Annotated in this window: 17 protein-coding genes; 8 read left to right on the forward strand and 9 right to left on the reverse strand. The window is 75.1% G+C overall.

Features of this window, described 5'->3' with window-relative positions; genetic code table 11:
- The first annotated feature begins 638 nt into the window (after window positions 1–638).
- A complete protein-coding gene (locus ACIQCH_RS05480) occupies window positions 639–1,457 on the forward strand; it encodes a TrmH family RNA methyltransferase (RefSeq protein ID WP_402578171.1) in 819 nt (272 codons plus the stop codon).
- A gap of 13 nt (window positions 1,458–1,470) precedes the next feature.
- On the opposite strand, the gene paaN is transcribed toward ACIQCH_RS05480, so the two are convergent.
- A complete protein-coding gene (gene paaN, locus ACIQCH_RS05485; RefSeq protein ID WP_402578294.1) occupies window positions 1,471–3,153 on the reverse strand; it encodes a phenylacetic acid degradation protein PaaN in 1,683 nt (560 codons plus the stop codon).
- Window positions 3,154–3,393: 240 nt separating this feature from the next.
- Here paaN and ACIQCH_RS05490 point away from each other — a divergent pair, with 240 nt between their 5' ends.
- From ACIQCH_RS05490 to ACIQCH_RS05505, 4 genes are all read left to right on the forward strand, one after another.
- Window positions 3,394–4,950 carry a 3-hydroxyacyl-CoA dehydrogenase gene (locus ACIQCH_RS05490; protein ID WP_402578173.1) on the forward strand — a complete coding sequence of 519 codons (1,557 nt, stop codon included), beginning with the start codon at window positions 3,394–3,396 and terminating at the stop codon, window positions 4,948–4,950.
- Window positions 4,947–5,543, forward strand: coding sequence for a TetR/AcrR family transcriptional regulator (locus ACIQCH_RS05495; protein WP_402578175.1), 597 nt, complete (start codon window positions 4,947–4,949; stop codon window positions 5,541–5,543). Before ACIQCH_RS05490 ends, ACIQCH_RS05495 begins: the two co-directional genes overlap by 4 nt.
- A gap of 335 nt (window positions 5,544–5,878) precedes the next feature.
- Entirely contained in the window at window positions 5,879–7,042 is a 1,164-nt protein-coding gene (locus ACIQCH_RS05500) for an ATP-binding protein (protein ID WP_402578177.1), read from the forward strand.
- Window positions 7,039–7,677, forward strand: coding sequence for a response regulator transcription factor (locus tag ACIQCH_RS05505; protein WP_402578179.1), 639 nt, complete (start codon window positions 7,039–7,041; stop codon window positions 7,675–7,677). The genes ACIQCH_RS05500 and ACIQCH_RS05505 overlap by 4 nt, the downstream gene beginning before the upstream one ends.
- A gap of 132 nt (window positions 7,678–7,809) precedes the next feature.
- Here ACIQCH_RS05505 and ACIQCH_RS05510 read toward each other — a convergent pair whose 3' ends face one another.
- Window positions 7,810–8,355, reverse strand: a complete 546-nt coding sequence (locus tag ACIQCH_RS05510) for an Lrp/AsnC family transcriptional regulator (RefSeq protein ID WP_402578181.1) — start codon at window positions 8,353–8,355, stop codon at window positions 7,810–7,812.
- A 204-nt stretch (window positions 8,356–8,559) separates the two neighbouring features.
- Here ACIQCH_RS05510 and pdhA point away from each other — a divergent pair, with 204 nt between their 5' ends.
- Genes pdhA through ACIQCH_RS05525 form a run of 3 tightly spaced genes read left to right on the forward strand, consistent with a single transcriptional unit; the run spans window position 8,560 to window position 12,094 of the window.
- Window positions 8,560–9,690 (forward strand): pyruvate dehydrogenase (acetyl-transferring) E1 component subunit alpha, encoded by a 1,131-nt coding sequence (gene pdhA, locus ACIQCH_RS05515; RefSeq protein WP_402578295.1) that lies wholly within the window; start codon window positions 8,560–8,562, stop codon window positions 9,688–9,690.
- A gap of 53 nt (window positions 9,691–9,743) precedes the next feature.
- The gene (locus ACIQCH_RS05520) at window positions 9,744–10,712 is read left to right on the forward strand and encodes an alpha-ketoacid dehydrogenase subunit beta (RefSeq protein ID WP_402578297.1); all 969 of its coding nucleotides are present in this window, start codon (window positions 9,744–9,746) and stop codon (window positions 10,710–10,712) included.
- Entirely contained in the window at window positions 10,712–12,094 is a 1,383-nt protein-coding gene (locus ACIQCH_RS05525) for a dihydrolipoamide acetyltransferase family protein (RefSeq protein ID WP_402578183.1), read from the forward strand. The genes ACIQCH_RS05520 and ACIQCH_RS05525 overlap by 1 nt, the downstream gene beginning before the upstream one ends.
- 473 nt (window positions 12,095–12,567) lie before the next feature.
- Here ACIQCH_RS05525 and ACIQCH_RS05530 read toward each other — a convergent pair whose 3' ends face one another.
- From ACIQCH_RS05530 to ACIQCH_RS05560, 7 genes are all read right to left on the reverse strand, one after another.
- The gene (locus tag ACIQCH_RS05530; RefSeq protein WP_402578185.1) at window positions 12,568–13,545 is read right to left on the reverse strand and encodes an NAD(P)H-quinone oxidoreductase; all 978 of its coding nucleotides are present in this window, start codon (window positions 13,543–13,545) and stop codon (window positions 12,568–12,570) included.
- 132 nt (window positions 13,546–13,677) lie between these two features.
- Window positions 13,678–14,727 (reverse strand): potassium channel family protein, encoded by a 1,050-nt coding sequence (locus tag ACIQCH_RS05535; protein ID WP_402578299.1) that lies wholly within the window; start codon window positions 14,725–14,727, stop codon window positions 13,678–13,680.
- A 20-nt stretch (window positions 14,728–14,747) separates the two neighbouring features.
- Complete coding sequence (locus ACIQCH_RS05540) at window positions 14,748–16,307, reverse strand: molybdopterin molybdotransferase MoeA (RefSeq protein ID WP_402578187.1); 1,560 nt, start codon at window positions 16,305–16,307, stop codon at window positions 14,748–14,750.
- Window positions 16,304–17,224, reverse strand: coding sequence for an NTP transferase domain-containing protein (locus tag ACIQCH_RS05545; RefSeq protein WP_402578189.1), 921 nt, complete (start codon window positions 17,222–17,224; stop codon window positions 16,304–16,306). Before ACIQCH_RS05545 ends, ACIQCH_RS05540 begins: the two co-directional genes overlap by 4 nt.
- Window positions 17,225–17,509: 285 nt before the next feature.
- Complete coding sequence (locus ACIQCH_RS05550; RefSeq protein WP_402578191.1) at window positions 17,510–18,040, reverse strand: bacterial proteasome activator family protein; 531 nt, start codon at window positions 18,038–18,040, stop codon at window positions 17,510–17,512.
- A 94-nt stretch (window positions 18,041–18,134) separates the two neighbouring features.
- Complete coding sequence (locus tag ACIQCH_RS05555; protein ID WP_402578193.1) at window positions 18,135–20,984, reverse strand: FtsX-like permease family protein; 2,850 nt, start codon at window positions 20,982–20,984, stop codon at window positions 18,135–18,137.
- Window positions 20,981–21,841, reverse strand: coding sequence for an ABC transporter ATP-binding protein (locus ACIQCH_RS05560; protein ID WP_402578195.1), 861 nt, complete (start codon window positions 21,839–21,841; stop codon window positions 20,981–20,983). The genes ACIQCH_RS05555 and ACIQCH_RS05560 overlap by 4 nt, the downstream gene beginning before the upstream one ends.
- Window positions 21,842–21,864: the final 23 nt, after the last annotated feature.

Here is a 21,864-nt window from a genome sequence, read left to right on the forward strand (position 1 = left end):
TTCGCCCCGGGCCCTGCGCTTCAAGGGTCGGGGGCTGGAGGTGGTCTGGGTTTCCGCCCCGGGCTCTGAGCCTCAAGCGTCGGGGGGCTGGAGGTGGCCTGGGTTTCCGCCCCGGGCCCTGCGCTTCAAGGGTCGGGGGCTGGAGGTGGTCTGGGTTTCCGCCCCGGGCTCTGAGCCTCAAGCGTCGGGGGGCTGGAGGTGGTCTGGGTTTCGGCCCCGGATCCTGCGCCTCGAACGTCGGCGGGGCCGGAGTCGACCTGGGGTTTCGCCCCGGGCCCTGCGCTTCAAGGGTCGGGGGCTGGAGGTGGCCTGGGATTCCGCCCCGGACCCCGTGCCTCGAACGTCGGCGGGGCTGGAGTCGACGGCGGCGGGATCCATCCAGCCCCGCCGGCGTTTGAGGCGGACCGGTGCGGAGCGCCGGTCGGGGGGCCGGGGCGGAGCCTCGGGAAACGGTGAAAGGGCGGGGTGGGGGAACTGCCCCGCAGGGCGACGGCCCGCACCGGCGGGACGGCGCTCGGCCGACCGGACGGACCGACGGACGCACCCGCACCGCACGCGCACGGGACCGAGCCGCCGCCGACACCGCGCGGAACCCGTGGTGGCCCGGGAGGGGCGGGGCGGAGCCATAGGGTGAGGGCATGAGCGAGGAGAGCGGAGAGCGCCGGCAGGGGCGCGGCGGCGGCCCGGGCGGCGCCGAGCTGGCCGAAGCGGTGCTGGACTGGCGGTCGACGGCCGACGCGGCCGTGCTGCTCGACGGGTTCCACGCCCTCAAGCACGCCCTGCGCTTCGGCGCCGACGTCCGCATCGGGATCGCCGACGACCGCGCGGCCGTGCTCGCGCTCGCGCGGAGCCTGGCACCGGACGTCACCGACGCCGTCGCGGCGGTGGTCCGCGAGGTGCCCACGCAGGTGCTGCACGAGCTGCTGCTGCGGGTGCACCCGACGGGCGTGGCGGCACTGGCCACCCGGCCGGAGCGGGAGGCGAACCTGCGGGTGCTGGGGGTCGCTCCCAGGACCGCGCCCGTGGTCGTGCTCGACAATCCGCGCAACCTGGGCAACGTCGGGGCCGTCGTACGGCTCGCCGCCGGCTTCGGCGCGACCGGCGTCGTCACCACCGGCGACCTCGACCCCTGGCACCCCAACGTCGTCCGCGCCGGCGCCGGGCTCCACTACGCCACCGCCGTCGAGCGCGTCACGCTCGCCGAGCTGCCGCCCGGCCCGCTGTACGCCCTCGACCCCGAGGGCGACGACATCCGCGCCCACGCCCTCCCGGACGACGCGCTGCTCGCGTTCGGGTCGGAGCGCCACGGCATCTCGCCGGAGCTGCGCGAACGCGCCGACCACCTGGTGTCCCTGCCGATGAGGCCGCAGGTGTCCAGCTACAACCTCGCGACGAGCGTCGCGATGGCGCTGTTCCACTGGGGAGGCCCGGCCCCGCTGGGGTCGGACCTCCCGTAGCCGTGCGCAGGGGTCAGGCCTGGCGGCGGACCTCGACCATCCGGAAGCGGTTCGCGACGAAGGCGCCGTCGCACAGGGCGGCGTTCGCGGCCGGGTTGCCGCCCGAGCCGTGGAAGTCGGAGAAGGCCGCGGTCTGGTTCACGTAGACGCCGCCGGTCAGGTTCAGCGACAGCTGCGCCGACTCCTCCAGGCAGACCTCCTCCACGGCCCGCTCGGTGTCCGCCGAGGTCGTGTACGCGCCGACCGTCATGGCGCCCTTCTCGCGGACCGTGCGGCGGAGCAGGTCGAGCGCGTCCGCCGTCGAGTCGACCGCCACGGCGAACGAGACCGGGCCGAAGCACTCGGACAGGTAGGCCGCCTCCGGGTCCGGCTTGGCGGCGTCGAGCTTGACCATCACCGGCGTGCGCACGACCGCCCCCGGGAACTCGGGGTTGGCGATCTCCCGCGAGGCCAGGGCGACCTCGCCCAGTCCGGCCGCGGCCTCCAGACGGGCCTTGACGTCGGGGTTGACCAGGGCGCCCAGCAGCGCGTTCGCCCGGGCGTCGTCGCCCAGGAGGCCGTCCACGGACTTCGCGAGGTCCGCGACGACCTCGTCGTACGACTTCGGTCCGAGGTCCGTGGCGATGCCGTCGCGCGGGATCAGGAAGTTCTGCGGGGTGGTGCACATCTGGCCGCTGTAGAGGGACAGCGAGAACGCCAGGTTGGAGAGCATCCCCTTGTAGTCGTCGGTGGAGTCGATGACGACGGTGTTGACGCCGGCCTTCTCCGTGTAGACCTGCGCCTGGCGGGCGTTGGCCTCCAGCCAGTCGCCGAAGGAGGTCGAGCCGGTGTAGTCGATGATCCGGATCTCGGGGCGGACGGCGAGCTCCTTGGCGATGCCCTCGCCCGGACGCTCGACGGCCAGCGCGACCAGGTTCGGGTCGAAGCCGGCCTCGGCGAGCACCTCGCGGGCCACCTGGACGGTGAGCGCGAGCGGCAGCACGGCGCGCGGGTGCGGCTTGACCAGCACCGCGTTGCCGGTGGCGAGGGAGGCGAACAGGCCGGGGTAGCCGTTCCAGGTCGGGAAGGTGTTGCAGCCGATCATCAGCGCGACGCCGCGCGGCACGGCGGTGAAGGTCTTGTCGAGGTTCAGCGGGTCGCGCTTGCCCTGCGGCTTGGACCAGCCGGCGGCGCCCGGGACGCGAGTCTGCTCCTCGTACGCGTACGCCACCGCCTCCAGGCCGCGGTCCTGCGCGTGCGGGCCGCCGGCCTGGAAGGCCATCATGAACGCCTGGCCGCTGGTGTGCATGACCGCGTGCGCGAACTCGTGGGTGCGCGCGGAGATGCGGGACAGGATCTCGATGGAGACCAGGGCGCGGGTCTCGGGACCGGCGTCGCGCCAGGCGGCCATGCCGGCCTTCATGGCGGGCAGCAGGACGTCCGCGTCCACGTGCGGGTACTCCACGCCGAGCTCGATGCCGTACGGGGAGACCTCGGCGCCGGCCCAGCCGTCCGTACCGGGCTGGTCCAGGTCGAACCGGGTGCCGCGCAGCGCCTCGAAGGCCGCCTGGCCGTCGGCCGGCGCGGTCTCGCCGTACGCCTTGGGGTGCTCCGGGTGCGGGGACCAGTAGGCGCGGGTGCGGATGGCCTCCAGCGCCTGGTCCAGGACGGGCCGGTGCTTCTCGGAGAGCGACGCGACGGTCAGGTTGGCGGACAGGTCGGCGGTCATCAGGGACCAACTCCTCGTTGAGCCGGGCGGTACGCCGGCGGATCGCGGCCGGGCGAGGGGCCGGCGGATCGCGCGCAGGCAGGTGGAGAAGAGCAGACTGGAGCTAGAGTAACCGAACGATCGGTCGGGACAAGAGGGCCGGAGCCATCCGGCGCGAACACGTCGGGGGCCCCGGCGGGACGAGGCCCGGGGCCGTTGGGCCGCGGTGCATGCGGGAGGATCGGGGTCATGACAGGTATCGAACGGTCCCGCGCGGTGGCGGTGGTCGGCACCGGAACCATGGGCCAGGGCATCGCCCAGGTCGCACTTCTCGCAGGTCACCCCGTGCTGCTGTACGACGCCCTGCCCGGTCGGGCGGGCGAGGCCGCGGCCGCCGTGGCGGACCGGGTCGAGCGCCTGGTCGCCAAGGGCCGGCTGGACCGGGCCGACGCGGACGCCGCGATCGGCCGGATCGGCGCCGCGGCGGAGCTCGCGGAGCTGGCCGGGGCCGGCCTCGTGATCGAGGCGATCCTGGAGGACACCGCCGTCAAGCGCGAGCTGTTCGCCGCGCTCGAAGGAGTGGTGGCCCCGGACTGCGTGCTGGCGACGAACACCTCCTCCCTGTCCGTCACCGAGATCGCGGCGGTGCTCAAGCAGCCCGGCCGCTTCCTCGGACTGCACTTCTTCAACCCGGCGCCGCTGCTGCCGTTGGTCGAGGTGGTCAGCGGCTTCGCGACCGACCCGGCGGTGGCGCAGCGGGTCCACGACACGGCCCTGGCCTGGGGGAAGACCCCCGTGCGGTGCGCAGACACCCCGGGCTTCATCGTCAACCGCCTCGCCCGGCCCTTCTACGCCGAGGCCTTCGCCGTGTACGAGGAGCGGGGCGCCGACCCCGCCACCATCGACGCGGTGCTGCGCGAGAGCGGCGGCTTCAAGATGGGCCCGTTCGAGCTGACCGACCTGATCGGCCAGGACGTCAACGAGGCCGTGACCCGGTCGGTGTGGGAGTCCTTCTTCCGCAGCCCGAAGTTCCTGCCCTCGCTGGCCCAGCGCCGGCTGGTCCAGTCGGGACGGCTGGGCCGCAAGTCCGGGCAGGGCTGGTTCTCGTACGAGGACGGCGCCGCCGCCCCGCAACCGCACACGGCCGGCCCCGAGGAGGCCCCCGCGGCCGTGACCGTGGTGGGCGACCTCGGGCCCGCCGCCGGGCTGGTCGACCTCATGGCGGAGGCCGGCATCGAGGTCGAGTCCGCCGAGACCGGCGGCCCGTACATCCAGCTGCCCGGCGAGGGCCAGCTGGTCCTCGCCGACGGCAAGACCTCGGTCGAGTTCGCCGACGTCGTCTACTTCGACCTGGCCCTCGACTACGCGGCGGCCACCCGCGTCGCCCTCTCCGCCTCCCCGGACACCTCGCCGGAGACCCTCGCCGCGGCCGTCGGCCTCTTCCAGAAGCTCGGCAAGCAGGTCAGCGTCATCGGGGACGTCCCGGGCATGATCGTGGCCCGCACGGTCGCGATGCTGATCGACCTCGCGGCCGACGCGGTCGAGCGCGGCGCGGCGACCGCGGAGGACGTCGACACCGCCATGCGCAAGGGCGTCAACTACCCCATGGGCCCCTGGCAGTGGCACGAGACCCTGGGCCAGGACTGGGCGTACGAGCTGCTGCACAACCTCGACGAGCGCTGCCCGGGCGGCCGCTACGCCCCCTCGCTGGCGCTGTTCAAGGCCTCGTACGCGGACCCGGGCGCGGCCCACGCCGAGGACGGCGACGGGGCGGCGGACGGCTCCGGCGCGGAGGCGGACGCATGACCACCGCCAGGCGGGACACGTACACGCCCGAGACGCTGCTCTCGGTGGCCGTGCAGGTCTTCAACGAGCGCGGCTACGACGGCACGTCGATGGAGCACCTGTCCAAGGCCGCCGGGATCTCCAAGTCCTCGATCTACCACCACGTCGCGGGCAAGGAGGAGCTGCTCAGCCGGGCCGTCAGCCGCGCCCTGGACGGGCTCTTCGGGATCCTCGACGAGCCGGGCGCGCTGCGCGGCCGGGCCATCGAGCGGGTCGAGTACGTCACCCGGCGCACCGTGGAGGTGCTGGTCGGCGAACTCCCGTACGTCACGCTGCTGCTGCGGGTGCGCGGCAACACGCGCACCGAGCGGTGGGCGCTGGAGCGCCGGCGCGAGTTCGACCACCGGGTCGCGGACCTGCTCAAGGCGGCCCAGGCCGAGGGCGACCTGCGCGCCGACGTGGACATCCGGCTGGCGACCCGGCTGCTCTTCGGCATGGTCAACTCCCTGGTGGAGTGGTACCGGCCGCACCCGGGCGGCGGGGCGGACCCCCAGCAGGTGGCCGACGCGGTGGTGCACCTGGCCTTCGACGGGCTGCGGACGCCGTCCATATAGGTGCCGGGACGCACCCGGCACACATCGGGTACGTCCCGGGCGGATGCCGGGACGTACCCGGACGAAAGCCAAGGACCGCACCGGGGACGGGGTACCCCGGTGCGGTCCATTCCCCCGATTTGGGACGGGCGGCTCAAGAGGCTCGCCGCAGCCGCCCGTCCGGTCCGGTGCGCCGGGCCGCGGTCGTCCGCGTGGTCGGCGCCATGTCTCCCCCTGACTGGAAACATCCGAAAGTGGCTGTCTGGTCACGTTCTTGACGTTCGTGAAGTTACCGAGATCCACTGGCCTTGCGGTACCCGCCCTTTCAGGGGGGTGTGTTCACGGCGGAGGCTGTGGTGAGTGGTGTCGGCTCGGGTCTGCAGCGCGCACAGCGCTTCCTGCTTCTTGCCACCGCCCTCTACCGGGCCAGCCACCTCGCCGTCGGCGTCGCCGCGGTGGCCCGCCGGGCCCCCGGCACCACCCTCGGGTCCGCGCCCTGGACGGTGCTGGGCACCGCGCTGGTGCTGACCCTCCTGCTGTACGGGACGGCCTACGCGCGCGGTTGGTTCGACGCGCGCTGGATCTGGGCCGACGTCCTCGTGACCGGCTGCGCCCTGCCCTTCGTCGGGGCCGCGCTGCTCGGGGACGAGGCGGTGGCCCCCAAGGGCTGGCTGATGCTGCTGGGCGGCTCGGCCACGGCCGCCGCCGGGGCGGGGCTGCGGCCGCGCGCGGGCGCGCTGGCGGTGGTGGCCGTGGTGGTCGGGCACGCGACCGCCCGCGGACACGTCTCGGGCGAACTCGTCGGCCACCTCATCTCGGTGGTGTCCTCGGCCGTCATGACCGCGGTCTTCTGGTGGTACCTCAAGCGCCAGGGCACGATGCTCGACGAGGCCAAGGAGCGGGCCGTGACGGCCGAGGCCCGGCGGGCCCGGCAGGCCGAGCGGATGGCCCACCACCGGGCCCTGCACGACACCGTCCTGGCCACGCTGACGGCCATCGCGGCGGGCGGGGTGGACGCCAACGCCCCCCAGGTGCGCGAGCGGTGCGCGCGCGAGGCGGCGTACCTGCGGAGGCTGATCCAGCGCGAGGACCAGGGGGAGGAGCCGGGGCCGCCGTCCGAGGTGCCGATGGGGCGGGCGCTGGAGGAGGCGGTGCGCTCGGCCGAGTGCCTGGGCCTGGCGGTCAGCGCGCAGTACCACGGGCTGCCGGCGGTACCGGGGCCGGTGGCCACCGCGCTCGCCTCGGCGGCGGCCGAGGCGCTCAACAACGTACGGACCCACGCCGGCACCGGCCGCGCCTGGCTGACCGCGGTGGGCGACGGCACCGGGGTGGTGGTCACCGTGGTGGACCGGGGGGTGGGCTTCGACCCGGAGCGGGTGCCGGTCGGCGGCGCGGGCGCCGTGGGCGGGACGGGGCTGCGCCGGTCGGTGCGGGCCCGGATGGCGGCCGTGGGCGGAGCGGCGGACGTGGACAGCGCACCCGGCGAGGGCACGCGGATCGAGCTGAGGTGGCCGGGGTGATCACGGTGGCCGTGGTGGACGACGACCGGATGCTGCGCGAGGGGCTGCGGTCCTGGCTGGCCGGGTCGGACCGGCTCGCGCTGCTGGCCGCGGTGCCGACGGTGGGGGAGCTGCTCGCCGGCGGCCTTCCCGGCGGCCGGCTGCCCGACGTCGTCCTGCTGGACCTGGTCCTCAAGGACGGCTCGGAGCCGCCGGACAACGTGCGGCGGCTGCGCGCGGCGGGCGCCCGCGTGCTGGTCATCAGCACCGTCGCCGACCGTTCCCGGATCGTCGCGGCCGTCGCGGCCGGGGCGGACGGGTACCTCACCAAGGACCACCCGCTGGAGGACCTGGTCGGGGCCGTCGAGACGGTGGCCGGGGGCGGTACGGCGCACAGCGTGGAGCTGGCCTTCGCGTGGGCGCACGACACCGCGCCGGAGCGGCCCCGGCTGGCCCCGCGCGAGCTCCAGGTGCTGCTGGACTACGCCTCCGGGCTGACGCTGAAGGCGACCGCGCGGCGGGCGGGGGTCACACCGCACACGGCGAAGTACTACCTCGACCGGGTCAAGGAGAAGTACCAGCTGGCCGGGCGGCCCACCTACACCAAGATCGACCTGGCCCGGCGGGTGCAGGAGGACGGGCTGGGCGGCACCTGAGGCCGGACCGCCCCGAGGCCCTGCGCGGCCCAGCAAGGCCCGGCGAGGGCCTTCGAGGCCCTGCGCGGCCCTGCGGGGCGCGCCCGGGCGCCGGGGTCCGGCCGGGACCGCCCCCGGACCCGGGAGGCCCCCTCAGGCCCCCGTGAACGGGTCCAGGTCGGTCTCCTCGAACACCAGCAGCGTCCGCGTCGACAGCACCTCCGGAATGGCCTGCAGCCGGGTCAGCACCAGCTCCCGCAGCGTCCGGTTGTCCGGCGTGTGCACCAGCAGCAGGACGTCGAAATCGCCGCTGACCAGCGCGATGTGCACGGCCCCCGGCAACTGCTGGAGCTGCTCGCGCACGGTCCGCCAGGAGTTCTGCACGATCCGCAGCGTGATGTACGCGGAGGCGCCCTGGCCGGCCCGCTCGTGGTTGACCCGGGCCGCGAACCCCCGGATCACCCCGTCGTCGATCAGCCGGTTGATGCGCGCGTAAGCGTTGGCGCGCGAGACGTGCACCCGTTCGGCGACCGAGCGTATGGAGGCCCGGCCGTCCGTCTGGAGGATCTGCAGGATCGCCCGGTCGATGGCGTCCAGGGGGCGGGGCGGAGTCGCGGGAGCCGGGGCCTCCGGGGCCGGCACCGGAAGCGGGGCCTCGGGCCCCTCCGCGACCGGGTCGGCCATTTGTTCATCCGCCATGGGCTGCGGCTCCCCTCTTCTGGACGTCCTGCGCCTATCCCAGGCCGTGTCCGTCCTTTTGTCCACAGCCTCGAGCGGCCTGTAGCCAAATTGCGCCAACAACCGAACAATCGGTTGGTGAGGCACCTCACACCGGGGCTGCCCCCTGCCCCCAGCCACCGCTGGGTCGCCCAGCCCGCTTCCCACGAGGAGGTGCACGCCGCCATGACGGTCCAAGAGCTGCCGGGTGCGTCCTACCAGCCCACCCCGCCGCCCGCCTGGAGGCCGCGTACCGACGCCGCCCCGCTGCTGCCGGACGCCGAGCCCCACCGCGTGCTCGGCACCCCCGCCGCCGACCGGCTCGACCCCGAGCTGATGCACCGCTGCTACCGCGAGCTCGTCCGCGGCCGCCGGTACAACGCCCAGGCCACGGCGCTGACGAAGCAGGGCCGGCTGGCCGTGTACCCCTCCACCGTCGGCCAGGAGGCGTGCGAGATCGCCGCGGCCCTGGTGCTGCAGGAGCAGGACTGGCTCTTCCCCAGCTACCGCGACACCCTGGCGGCCGTGGCCCGCGGGCTCGACCCCGTCCAGGCCCTGACCCTGCTGCGCGGCGACTGGCACACCGGCTACGACCCGCACGAGCACCGCATAGCCCCGCTGTGCACCCCGCTCGCCACCCAGCTGCCGCACGCGGTGGGCCTGGCCCACGCCGCCCGCCTCAAGGGCGACGACGTGGTCGCCCTCGCCCTGGTGGGCGACGGCGGCACGAGCGAGGGCGACTTCCACGAGGCGCTGAACTTCGCGGCCGTCTGGCAGGCCCCGGTGGTCTTCCTGGTGCAGAACAACGGCTTCGCCATCTCCGTCCCGCTGGCCAAGCAGACCGCCGCGCCCTCCCTGGCCCACAAGGCCGTCGGGTACGGCATGCCGGGCCGCCTGGTCGACGGCAACGACATCGCGGCCGTGCACGAGGTGCTCTCCGAGGCGATGGACCGGGCCCGCACGGGCGGCGGCCCCACCCTCATCGAGGCGGTCACCTACCGCATGGAAGCCCACACCAACGCCGACGACGCCACCCGCTACCGCGGTGACGCCGAGGTCGACGCCTGGCGCGACCACGACCCGATCCTGCTGCTGGAGCGCGAGCTGACCGCCCGCGGCCTGCTCGACGACAAGACCGTCGAGTCCGCCAAGGAGGAGGCCGAGACCATGGCCGCCGCCCTGCGCGAGCGCATGAACGCCGACCCGGTGCTCGACCCCATGGACCTGTTCACCCACGTGTACGCCGAGCAGACCGACCAGCTGAAGGCCCAGGCCGCCCAGCTGCGCGCGGAGCTCGACGCGGAGGCCGCCTCGTGACCACCGCCGCCCGCGACCGCGCCGCCGCCCCGGCCGGCCGCAAGCCCGCCACCATGGCGCAGGCCCTCACGCGCGCGATGCGCGACGCGATGGCCGAAGACCCGACCGTCCACGTGATGGGCGAGGACGTCGGCACCCTCGGCGGTGTCTTCCGCATCACCGACGGGCTCGCCAAGGAGTTCGGCGAGGACCGCGTCACCGACACCCCGCTGGCCGAGGCCGGCATCCTCGGCGCGGCCGTGGGCATGGCGATGTACGGGCTGCGGCCGGTGGTCGAGATGCAGTTCGACGCCTTCGCCTACCCCGCGTTCGAGCAGCTCCTCAGCCACGTCGCGAAGATGCGCAACCGCACCCGCGGCGCGATGCCCCTGCCGATCACCATCCGCGTGCCCTACGGCGGCGGCATCGGCGGCGTCGAGCACCACTGCGACTCCTCCGAGGCGTACTACGTGGCGACCCCGGGCCTGCACGTCGTGACCCCGGCGACCGTCGAGGACGCGTACGGGCTGCTGCGGGCCTCGATCGCCTCGGACGACCCGGTGGTCTTCCTGGAGCCCAAGCGGCTGTACTGGTCGAAGTCCGACTGGACGCCGGAGTCCCCCGCGGCCGTGGAGCCGATCGGCCGGGCCGCGGTCCGCCGCACCGGCACGAGCGCGACGCTGATCACGTACGGCCCGTCGCTGCCCGTCTGCCTGGAGGCCGCCGAGGCGGCCAAGGAGGAGGGCTGGGACCTGGAGGTCGTGGACCTCCGCTCGCTGGTGCCGTTCGACGAGGAGACGGTGGTCGCCTCCGTGCGCCGGACCGGCCGCGCGGTCGTGGTCCACGAGGCGAGCGGATTCGGCGGCCCGGGCGGCGAGATCGTCGCGCGCGTCACGGAGCGCTGCTTCCACTACCTGGAGGCGCCGGTGCTGCGGGTGACGGGATTCGACATCCCCTACCCGCCGCCGATGCTGGAGAAGCACCATCTGCCGGGCGTGGACCGGATCCTCGACACGGTGGCCCGCCTTCAGTGGGAGAACTGATGCCACAGGTACTGGAGTTCAAGCTGCCCGACCTCGGTGAGGGACTCACCGAGGCGGAGATCGTCCGCTGGCTGGTGCAGGTGGGCGACGTGGTCGCCATCGACCAGCCCGTGGTCGAGGTCGAGACCGCCAAGGCGATGGTCGAGGTGCCGTGCCCGTACGGGGGCGTGGTGACGGCCCGCTTCGGCGAGGAGGGCACGGAACTCCCGGTCGGCGCGCCGCTGCTGACGGTGGCGGTCGGCACGGCGACGGTCCCGGCGGATTCCGCCGAGGAGAGCACCGGCTCGGGCAACGTCCTGGTCGGGTACGGCACGGACCACTCGCGGCCCGCGCGGCGCCGCCGCGTGCGACCGGCGGCGCCGGGCGGTGCGAGTGGTCCGGGTGGCTCGGGTGGTTCGGCCGCAGCTCCTGCTGCGGCGCCGGTCCCCGCTCCGGCCCCGGTCGGCGTGGCTCCGGCCGCGTCGGCCGTGGCCGCGGTGGCCGCGGTGACGGCGGGTGGCGCGGGCGGTCCCGTGCCGGTCATCTCCCCGCTCGTGCGCAAGATCGCCAGGGACAACGGCATCGACCTGCGCGGCCTCACCGGCAGCGGGCCCGAGGGCCTGATCATGCGGGCCGACGTCGAGGCCGCCCTGCGCGCGCTCACGGCCCCGGAGCCCGTCGCCGCCCCGGTGGCGGCCGCCGCCCCCTCCGTCGCCGGCGAGCGGATCCCGCTCAAGGGCCTGCGCGGCGCGGTCGCGGACAAGCTGTCCCGCAGCCGCCGCGAGATCCCCGACGCCACCTGCTGGGTGGACGCGGACGCCACCGAGCTCATGGCCGCCCGCGCGGCGATGAACGCGGCCGGCGGCCCGAAGATCTCCGTGCTGGCGCTGCTGGCCCGCATCTGCACGGCGGCCCTGGCCCGGTTCCCGGAGCTGAACGCCACCGTGGACCTGGCCTCGAACGAGATCGTCCGGCTGCCGTCGGTGCACCTGGGCTTCGCCGCCCAGACCGAGCGGGGCCTGGTCGTCCCGGTCGTCCGGGACGCGGACCGTATGAACCCCGAGGCGCTCACGGCCGAGTTCGCCCGGCTGACCGAGGTGGCCCGGGCCGGTCGGCTCAGCCCGGCGGACCTGACGGGCGGGACGTTCACGCTCAACAACTACGGGGTGTTCGGGGTCGACGGCTCCACGCCGATCATCAACCACCCCGAGGCGGCCATGCTGGGCGTCGGGCGGATCATCCCCAAGCCGTGGGTGCACGACGGCGAGCTGGCCGTCCGGCAGGTGGTCCAGCTGTCCTTCACGTTCGACCACCGCGTCTGCGACGGCGGTACGGCGGGGGGCTTCCTCCGCTACGTCGCCGACTGCGTCGAGTCCCCGGCGGTCCTGCTGCGGTCGCTGTAGCCCGCCGGTCCGCCTTCCCGGCCCCGGGTGCCGCTCGTCGGCCCCGGGGCCGTGGCGTGCCGCTGCCTCGGCGGGGCGCGCTTCCCCCTCCGGTCCGTCCGGCCCGGCCCCACCTCCGCGGTGGTGCCCGCCCCGACCCGTCCGCGGGCCGGTGGGCCCTGCGGGGCGATGTCCCCCTTCCCACCCCTTCCCGAAACCGTGGCGTGCGACCACGGACGCCGCCCACCGGGCTCCGCCCGGGAACCCCGGCGCTGCGCGCCGGGTGCGCACAAACGCCGCGCGGGCTGGATTTCGTTCCCGCCGGTGGGCGCGGTTGCGGACTCGGTGGGTCGATTCCAGCCTCGCCGGCGATTGAGGCGCGGGGTCTGGGGCGGAGCCCCAGGGGGCTGGGCGGAGCCCCGGGGAAACGGGGGAAGCGGGGGTCCCCCGGACGAAGCCTGCGGAGGGTGGGGGAACCGCCCCGCAGGGTGGGGCTAGCGCGTCAGCAGGAGCTTGCCCACCGGCTCGCCGGACTCCAGGAGGCGGTGCGCCTCGGCGGCCTCGGCGAGGGGAAGGGCGCGGTCGACGACGGGCCGCACCCGACCCGCCTCGACCAGCGGCCAGACGTGCTCGCGCACGGCGGCGACGACCGCCGCCTTCTCACCCAGCGGCCGGGCCCGCAGCGTCGTACCCACGACCGCCGCCCGCTTCATCAGCAGCGCCCCCAGGTTCAGCTCGGCCTTGGCCCCGCCCTGCAGCCCGATGACCGTCATCCGCCCGTTCACGGCCAGCGCGTCCACGTTCCGCGCCAGGTACTTCGCCCCGATGATGTCGAGGATCACGTCCGCCCCCGCACCCCCGGTCGCGGCCCGCACCTCCTCGACGAAGTCCTGCTTCCGGTAGTCGATCAGTACGTCCGCACCCAGCTCGGCGCAGCGCGCCAGCTTCTCCGGGCTGCCGGCCGTCACCGCGACCTTCGCCCCGACCGCCTTCGCGAGCTGGACGGCCATCGTGCCGATGCCGCTCGCCCCGCCGTGCACCAGCAGCGTCTCGCCCGGCCGCAGGTGCGCGATCATGAAGACGTTGGACCACACCGTGCACGCGACCTCCGGCAGCGCGGCGGCCGTCACCAGGTCGACCCCCTCCGGCACCGGGAGCAGCTGCCCGGCCGGCACCGCGACCTTCTCCGCGTACCCGCCGCCCACCAGCAGTGCGCACACCTCGTCGCCCACCGACCAGCCGGACACCCCGGGTCCCAACGCCGCGATGCGGCCCGAGCATTCGAGACCGGGGTACGGGGACGAGCCCGGCGGCGGGTTGTAGAAGCCCTGCCGCTGGAGCAGGTCGGCCCGGTTCACGGCACTGGCCGCGACCTCGACGAGGACCTCGCCCTCGGCGGGCACGGGATCGGGGACTTCGGCCCACACCAGGGCCTCGGGGCCGCCGGGCTGGGGAATCGTGATCGCACGCATGGCGCGAGGCTACCGGCCGGCCGCCGAGCGGGTCCCGAGGCCGTGGGGCGTTCTGCCGGAGGGCCGGCTCGGGTCGCGGGGCCGCGGTCCGCTGCCGCCCACCGGCCGGGGCGTGCGCCGCGCCGTCGCCGGCTACGGGGCCGCCGGCTCCGGCGGGGCCGCCCGGACGATGACGATGAGACGGTCCGTCAGCTCCAGCGGGCTCGCCTTCGGGTGGTCGTACGCCAGCAACCGGTGCCCGCGCAGCACGCTGACCACCAGGTCGTCGGTCTCCCGCACGGTCCTGCCCACCTCGGACTTCCGCACCGGCCGCTCGACCAGGTCCAGTCCGCTGCCCTGCTGGATGAGGTCCTCCATCACGGTCCCGGCGCTCGGGCTGAGCACCGAGAGCCCCAGCAGCCGCCCGGCCGCGCTCGCGCTCGTGATGACGGCGTCCGCGCCGGACTGCTTCAGCAGCGGGGCGTTCTCCTCCTCGCGCACCGCCGCGACGATCTTCGCGCCGCGGTTGAGCTGCCGCGCCGTCAGGGTGACCAGCACCGCCGTGTCGTCCCGCTGGGTGGCCACGATGACCTGACGGGCCTTCGGCAGCTCGGCCCGCAGCAGCACGTCGCTGCGCGTCGCGTCGCCGATCACGCCCGCGAAACCCTCCGCGTTGGCCGCCTCGACGACCTTGGAACTCGGGTCGACGATCACCACCTGCTCCTTGCGCAGGCCGGTGGCCAGCAGGGTCAGGAGCGCGGAGCGGCCCTTCGTACCGAATCCGACGACGACGGTGTGCTCGCGCACCTGGGCCCTCCAGCGGTTCAGTCGCCACTCCTCCCGGGTCCGTTCGGTGAGGACCTCCAGGGTGGTGCCGACCAGGATGATCAGGAACAGCACCCGCAGCGGGGTGATGAGCAGGACGTTCGTCAGCCGCGCCGAGTCGCTCTGCGGGACGATGTCGCCGTACCCGGTGGTCGACAGCGTCACGGTGGCGTAGTAGATCGAGTCGAGCAGGTCGACGCTGCCGTCGGCGTTGTCGTGGTAGCCGTCGCGGTCGAGCCAGACGATGAGCACCGTCAGGACGAGGACGCCGAGGGCCATCAGCAGCCGCTTGCCGACCTGGCGCAGGGGCCGTTCCACCACCCGCTTGGGCAGTTTCACCCGTCGCGTGACCAGGTTCTCGTCGGCGTCCCGCGCCATCGCGTCCCGGCCGGGGAGTTTCACGTGAAACCACCCGCAGCCCAGGGCAGTTCGAGGACCTCCAGCTCCTGACCGGCCACCGCACCGTACGGCGGTACGACGACCAGCGCGTCGGCCGCCGCGATCCCGCGCAGCATCGCCGGACCGTGGTACCGCAGCGGTACGGCGTGCTCGGCGCGCAGTGCCACCGGCACCAGTCGGGTGTCGTGCGGGTGCCCGGGGACGTCGTCCCGGACGGGCAGCGCGTAGCGCGCGGCGGGTCCGCGGCCGGACAGGGCGCGCAGCAGCGGCTCGGCGAGGGTGAGCAGGCCGGAGACGGCGGCCAGCGGGTTGCCGGGCAGTCCGACGAGGAACCGGCCCGGGGCGGTCCCGGCCAGCAGCATGGGGTGGCCGGGGCGCACCGCGACCCCGTCGACCAGCAGCTCGGCGCCGGCCCGGGCGAGCACCGGGTGGACGTGGTCCACGGGCCCGGACGCGGTCCCGCCGGTCGTCACGACCACGTCGGCGGCGGAGCCGGTGACGGCCGCGTACAGCGCCTCGGCGTCGTCCCCGAGGCGGCGGGTGGCCAGCACCTCGGCGCCGAGGGCGGTCAGCCAGGGCCCGAGCATCGGGCCGAGGGCGTCGCGGATGAGGCCGTCGTGCGGGCGTCCCTCGGCCAGCAGTTCGTCGCCGAGGACGAGGACCTCGACGGTGGGCCTCGGTACGGTCGCCAGCTCGTCGTACCCGGCGGCCGCGGCCAGGCCCAGCACGGCCGGGCTCACGGTCACCCCGGCGGGCAGCAGCCGGTCGCCGGTGCGGCACTCCTGGCCGCGGGGGCGGATGTCCTGGCCGGTGACGACCTCGCGGTCGGCGTACAGCCGGGCCTTGTCCGGGTCGTGGCGGGCGTGCTCGCTGCGGATGACGGCGGTGGCCTCGGCGGGGATGCGGGCCCCGGTGGCGATCCGGACCGCCTCGCCGTCCGCGAGCGGGGCGGGCGCGGCGGCGCCGGCCAGCACCCCGGAGCCGCCCTCGGCGCCGGTGTCGCGGACCCGCCAGGGGCCGGGGCCGGCCACGGCCCAGCCGTCCATGGCGGAGGTGTCGAAGGAGGGCAGGTCGGTGAGGGCGTCGAGGGGGGTGGCCAGGACGCGGCCGAGGGCTTCGGCCAGGGGGACGGCCCGGGCGGGGGCGGTCCCGGTGGGGGCCGCGGGTCCGGTCGGTCCGGTGGTGTGGGTGGTGGTGCGGGCTGCGCGGACGGCGGTGGCGCGGGCCTTCGGCCAGGGGGTGGCGCGGTGGGCGTGGGGTTCCGCTTCCGGTGCCGCCGTGGGGTGGGCTCGGTCGCGGTCCGGGTTCTGGTGCCGGCTCCGGTTCGGGTCGCCGCCCTCGGCGCGGGCCCGTGCCTCCTCGGGGGCGGGTCCGGGTCCGGCACCGCGGCCGTGGGCGGCGGCCCCGGGGCGGGGGGCGTCGGACGGGCCGGGGGTGCCGCGGGTGCCGCCGGCGGGCGAGCCGTGGCCGGGGCGGCTCACGAGGGCGAGGGCCTCCTGGACGGCCTTCTCCTCCGGCGACACGGCCCGCTCCTCCGGCGACGCGGGGGCGGCGGTCATCCGCCGGCCGGGCTGCCGGCCGGGCCGGTCTCGGCCTCCCAGCGGGTGGCGAGGTCGGCGGCCTTGCGGCAGGCCTCGGTCAGGGCCGCCTTCGGGTCGGCGCCGTCGGCCGCGGCGAGCGCGGCGGCGTACCCGACCAGGAAGGTGGTCAGCGGTGCGGCCGGGCGGGCCACGCCGTGTGCGGCGTCGCGGGCCAGGTCCAGCAGCTCGGGGATGTCGACGGCGACGTCGATGCCGAGTTCGGTCTTGACTGCGGTGATCCATTCGTCGAGCACGTTCCCATGCTCCCTGATCCGGGCGCGGGCCGCCGCGAGGTCCTCCCAGGTGTCGCAGTCGAAGGCGGCCGCGTCGGCCCCGTCGACGCGGGCCAGCGCCAGCTCGGCGGTGAGCAGGCGCAGCGGGAGGCCGGTGACGGATCCGTACTCGGTGGCGAGCAGCGCGAGCTCGCGGCGCAGCGGTTCGGTGGCGTACGCCGCGACCAGTGGCTGGTCCCGGCCGGTACGGTCCCGCACGAGGACGGCTTCGGGGCGGTGCGGCCGGGGATGTGGGCCGGCGGGCTCGTGGGCCCGGTCGGTGGACGCCTGCGCGGCGTCCAGTCCGGCCAGCAGCGTGCGGACGGTGGCGCGGTCCAGGAACGGGAGGTCGGCGGAGAGTACGAGCACCCGGTCCGCCGTGACGTGGCGGAGGCCGGCCTCCAGGGCTGCGAGGGGGCCGCCGCCGGGCGGGTCCTCGCGGGCCCACGTGACGGGGCGGGGCGTGGCCCGTCGGCCGCCGACGACCACGGTCGTGGCCGCGTCGGCGCACGCGTCCAGTACGCGGTCGACCAAGGGGCGGCCGCCGACGGGCAGGCCGGGCTTGTCGGCGCCGCCGAGGCGTTGCGCGGCGCCGCCTGCCAACACGATGGCGTCGTACGTCATGCCCTCGAGTATGGCGGGGTCGTCTTCCGTGCGGGGTGGGGTGCTCACCCCGCCCCGCACGCGGGGCGGGTTCGGGCCGGGCGGGGCGCCCCGGGTGGGCCGTCCTCGGCCGGTGGGCCCTGCGGGGCGGTGTCCCCTCCCCGCCCCTTCCCGCAACCGTGGCTCGCGACCACGGACGCCGCCCACCGGGCTCCGCCCGGGAAACCCTGGCGCTGCGCGCCGGGTGCGTTCAAACGCCGCGCGGGCTGGATGCGCACATCCAGCCTCGCCGGCGTTCGAGGGGGGTTACAGGTACGGGCCCGAGGCGATGCCGTGGCCGGGTTCGTCGTCCGTGGGGGCGCCGGGCGGGAGGGCGCGGCGCATCTGCTCCAGCTGGGCCCGCGCGGCCATCTGCTGCGCGAACAGGGCGGTCTGGATGCCGTGGAAGAGGCCCTCCAGCCAGCCCACCAACTGCGCCTGTGCGATGCGCAGTTCCGCCTCGGAAGGGATGGCCTCGTCGGTGAACGGGAGGGACAGGCGCTCCAGTTCCTCGACCAGCTCCGGCGCGAGGCCGTCCTCCAGTTCCTTCACCGAGGAGGCGTGGATGTCCTTCAGGCGCACCCGGCTGGCCTCGTCCAGAGGAGCCGCTCGTACTTCTTCAAGAAGCTGCTTGATCATGCTCCCGATGCGCATGACCTTCGCGGGCTGTTCCACCATTTCCGTCACCGGCACCTCGCGGGACTCGTCATGGGCGCCGCCGACCGCCATCCCGTCCTGGCCCACGATCAGCACATGCGGGGGGCTGTCCTGCGACCGTTCACTCCTCGGCATCTCCATGCCGCCATTCTCTCGCACACCTGCGTCATCAGACGGTGTGCCCCCGTACAGCGGTGATCCACCCTGTACGGGGGCACGAAGCCGGGAATTCCCCCTACTGCGCGGCCCGCCGGGCCAGCGCGCCCGAGGAGCGGGTGACCAGCGCCGCCAGCAGCGCCGCGCCCACCGGGACCGCCACGAGCAGCAGCGCCAGCGTCTGCCAGGGCACGATCACCGGCAGCTCCGCCGGCCCTTCGCCCGCGACGCCCCAGCCGCCGGCGACGGACTGCTGGTAGAAGGACTCCTGGGTCCGCTGCTGGCTCCAGCGCAGCCCCACCGCCGGCAGGATCCCGGACGCGGACCCGAGCAGGACGCCCATCGCCGCGACCACGCCGCACTGGAACCCGCTCAGGGTGCGGCGTACCCGCGGGGCGGCGCCGACCGCCGCCAGCGTCTTGAGGTCGGCCTCGGCGTCCGCCTGGGCGAGGCCGGTGGCGATGCCCGCCGCGCCGATCGTGACGAGGCCGGCGAACACGGTGAGGGCGAGCGTCTCGATGCCCGTCTCGCTCTCGTACCCGCGCTCGACGTACACGACGATCTCGGTGCCGATGCGGTCCAGGGCCGCGTCCAGAGCCTGCCGCTGCTCGGGCTTCGGCTCCTGGTCGAGCGTGAAGTACGTGGCGTACGCGACGGTCTTGAAGCCCGCGGTCTTCGCCGCCGCCGGGGACAGGATCGCCCGGAGGCCGTACCCGTCGGAGGTGGTGAGGTGGGCCGGGACGGTGGAGGTGCGCCCCGGGGGGTCCTCGCCCCGGTCGGAGGCGGCGGTGGCCTTCTTCTCGTCGACGACCTCGGTGAACTTGATCCGGCCGTTCGCCACGTTGGCCTTGCCGAAGGCGACCGCCCCGCCGTCGCGCAGGGCCCGGACGGCGCCGGGGTCGGTGATGCCGAGCACGGTGAGCAGCTTCTCGTCGCCGACCACGACGTCCAGTTCGGCGTACACCTTGCTGAGGGGCTTGCAGCGCCAGTCGGAGGCCATGGCGCGCAGCTTCTCGGGCGGCAGGCTGTCGAGGTCCCGGACGGTGTCGCGCGGGCAGCGGTTCGCCTTGGGCGTGTACAGCTGCACCTGTCCGCAGCCGTCGCCGACGTTCCACGGGTCGCAGCTGGGCTTGCCGACGTAGACCCGCTCGACGTCCGTCCGTACGGCCAGGGGCAGTTCCCGGGCCATGGCGGCGCGGACGGCCGGCAGGTCCCGCTGCGAGGCCGCGTCCGTGGCGCTGGCCCAGCCGGACAGGTACGGGGCCTTGGCGTCGTACTCCGCGCGCTGCTGGGCGTCGGTGCTGGCGCTGTACGTGGCCACGGCGACGGTGCCCGCCACGGCGGCCAGGACGGCGGCCACGGCCGGAGCCGTACGCCCCCTGTTGCGCACCGCGTCCCGCAGCGCGAGCCGCGGTGACAGCGGCAGCCAGCGCCCGGCCCGCCCGAACAGACCGACCAGGGTCGGGGTCAGCGCGACCACGCCGAGCTCGGCGACGGCGCTGCCACCGCCGACCATCAGGAAGCCGCCGGACTCCTGGGTGGACCCGTACAGCGCCACGGCGGCGCCGATGCCGACGGCGACCAGGCCGACGACGGGCAGCACGCGGTTGGCGCGGCGCACGCCGCGGCGGCCGGTCAGGGAGGCCAGCACGGTCTGGCGGGAGGCCGTGACGGCGGGGACGACCGCGGCCAGCAGGCCGGTCACGACGGCGAGGAGGGCGATGCCCAGGAGCTCCAGCGGGCGCACCTCGAAGCCGCCGAAACGATTCCCCAACTGGCCTTCCAGTACCGGCTGCAGGGCCCACGTGAGCACCAGGCCCAAGGCGGTGCCGACGACCGCGGCGGAGGCGCCGATGACCAGGCCGCCGGAGAGCACGATGGCGCGGATGTGGTGGCGGTCGCCGCCGTTGGCGCCCACCAGGCCGAGCTGGCGGCGCGAGCGCCGGGCGCCGACGGCGAAGGCGGGGCCGGCCAGCAGGCAGATCTCCAACATGGCCAGCATCACGACGGTCGCGGCGACGGCCAGGGCCTCGGCGTTCGCAGCGGCCGAGTCGCCGTAGTCGTGGCGCGGCTCCTGCCGGTAGTACGGGACCTCGGAGTCGGCCGGCGGGTGCAGCGAGACCTGTCGGGACAGGACCAGGGCGCCCTTGGCGTTGGCCTTCTGCACCATGTCCCAGGTGAAGCCCCCCGGGGTGCCGGTGCGCACGAAGTAACTGCTGTTCGTGTCCAGGGGCTGCAGGCCGGTCGCCTTCAGCGCACCGTCGAGCCGCGGGAGGACCGCGCCGGGGGCGCCGAGCAGCTGGTCGTCCTTCAGCGAGCTCGGGAGCTCGTACGCGCCGACGACGCGCAGCGGGGAGTTCTCCATGCCGCGGAAGACGACCTTCGAGCCCACGTACAGGCCGGCGGACTCCAGCAGGTGGTCGGTGGCGGCGATCTCGCCCGGTCCGGCGGGGAAGCGGCCGCGGTTGAGGGTCAGCAGGCCGGCGGCCAGCGGGCTCGCGGTGTCGAGCTCGCGCACGTCGGCTCTGAGCAGGCCGTACCTGGTGCGGATCCGTGCGGTGGTCGTGGTGTCCTTCAGGACGGTGGACCCGGGCGGGAGCGCAGAGGGGATGTTCGTGGGGCCCTCGGGGTAGTCCTTGCCGTCCTCGTAGCCGCCGGCCGGCGCCCAGTTCGTGGCCTTCGCGTCCTGCAGGATCGGCGTTCCGCCCATGCCGGTGCCCTCGACCCGGGCGTCGGCCGCGCCGAGGGCGCGGGAGAGCTTCTGCTCGGGGGAGAGGTCGGCGCTGCGCAGCGTCACGTCGGTGGCGCTCACGCCCAGGATGGGCAGGGCGATCATGGCGAGGACCAGGAGGCTGCGGCCCTTGGAGCGCCAGGCGTCGCGGCGGGCGATGCGGACCGCCGCGACCCAGGAGTGGTACCAGGACGTCACCGGGCGGCCCGCCCGGAGAGCAGGGAGTCCGCGTTGCTGCGCACGGTCTCGTCGACGACGCTGCCGTCGCGCAGGAACACCACGCGGTCGGCCCAGGCCGCGAACCGCGGTTCGTGCGTGACGAGGACGCCGGCGGCGCCCGCGTCGCAGCGGGCCCGCAGCAGGCCGAGGACGGACTCGCCGGTCTCGGAGTCGAGGGCGCCGGTGGGCTCGTCGGCGAGGACGAGGCGGCGGTCGCCGACCAGGGCGCGGGCGATGGCCACGCGTTGCTGCTGGCCGCCGGACATCTCGTCGGGGAAGCGGTCGGCGAGCTGCGGCAGGTTCATCTCCTCCAGCGCGGCCAGGGCGGCGGCTCGGGCGCGGCGGGCCGAGGTGCCGTCGAGCTCGAGGGGGAGGGCCACGTTCTCCGCGGCGGTGAGCGCCGGGATCAGGTTGTAGTCCTGGAAGACGTAGCCGATGCTGCGGCGGCGCAGGGCCGCGAGCTGCTTGCGGCCGGCCGTGGTGATGTCGGTGCCCTCCACGACCACGCGGCCGCTGGTGGGGGTGTCCAGTCCGCCCGCGAGGGTCAGCAGGGTGGACTTCCCGGAGCCGGAGGGGCCCATGACGGCGACGAGTTCGCCGGGGTGCACGGCGAGGTCGATGCCGCGCAGGGCGTGCACCTCGGTGGCGCCGCTGCCGTGGACGCGGGTGAGCTGCTGGAGGTGCAGGACGGGCTGCCGGCCCTGGTGACCCTGCTGACCCTGCTGACCTTGCTGACCTTGCTGGGTCGGGTGGGTCGGGTGGGTCGGGGGCGCCGAGTAGGTCGGCGGGGTCGGGTGGGCTTGGTGGCCTTGGTGGGGCAGGTGCTGGTCGGGCATGGAGCGGTCCCCCCTGGGACGGT

This window comes from Streptomyces sp. NPDC093225, from assembly GCF_044753805.1.
Taxonomy (GTDB): domain Bacteria; phylum Actinomycetota; class Actinomycetes; order Streptomycetales; family Streptomycetaceae; genus Streptomyces.

Coding starts and splice junctions, on each gene's coding strand:
- ACIQCH_RS05540 (WP_402578187.1), bottom strand. CDS start 16,307: ATGACCGCCGCCCCCGCGTCGCCGGAGGAGCGGGCCGTGTCGCCGGAG.
- ACIQCH_RS05490 (WP_402578173.1), top strand. CDS start 3,394: ATGACAGGTATCGAACGGTCCCGCGCGGTGGCGGTGGTCGGCACCGGA.
- ACIQCH_RS05535 (WP_402578299.1), bottom strand. CDS start 14,727: ATGGCGCGGGACGCCGACGAGAACCTGGTCACGCGACGGGTGAAACTG.
- ACIQCH_RS05545 (WP_402578189.1), bottom strand. CDS start 17,224: ATGACGTACGACGCCATCGTGTTGGCAGGCGGCGCCGCGCAACGCCTC.
- ACIQCH_RS05550 (WP_402578191.1), bottom strand. CDS start 18,040: ATGGAGATGCCGAGGAGTGAACGGTCGCAGGACAGCCCCCCGCATGTG.
- ACIQCH_RS05510 (WP_402578181.1), bottom strand. CDS start 8,355: ATGGCGGATGAACAAATGGCCGACCCGGTCGCGGAGGGGCCCGAGGCC.
- ACIQCH_RS05560 (WP_402578195.1), bottom strand. CDS start 21,841: ATGCCCGACCAGCACCTGCCCCACCAAGGCCACCAAGCCCACCCGACC.
- ACIQCH_RS05480 (WP_402578171.1), top strand. CDS start 639: ATGAGCGAGGAGAGCGGAGAGCGCCGGCAGGGGCGCGGCGGCGGCCCG.
- ACIQCH_RS05520 (WP_402578297.1), top strand. CDS start 9,744: ATGGCGCAGGCCCTCACGCGCGCGATGCGCGACGCGATGGCCGAAGAC.
- ACIQCH_RS05530 (WP_402578185.1), bottom strand. CDS start 13,545: ATGCGTGCGATCACGATTCCCCAGCCCGGCGGCCCCGAGGCCCTGGTG.
- ACIQCH_RS05495 (WP_402578175.1), top strand. CDS start 4,947: ATGACCACCGCCAGGCGGGACACGTACACGCCCGAGACGCTGCTCTCG.
- ACIQCH_RS05525 (WP_402578183.1), top strand. CDS start 10,712: ATGCCACAGGTACTGGAGTTCAAGCTGCCCGACCTCGGTGAGGGACTC.
- pdhA (WP_402578295.1), top strand. CDS start 8,560: ATGACGGTCCAAGAGCTGCCGGGTGCGTCCTACCAGCCCACCCCGCCG.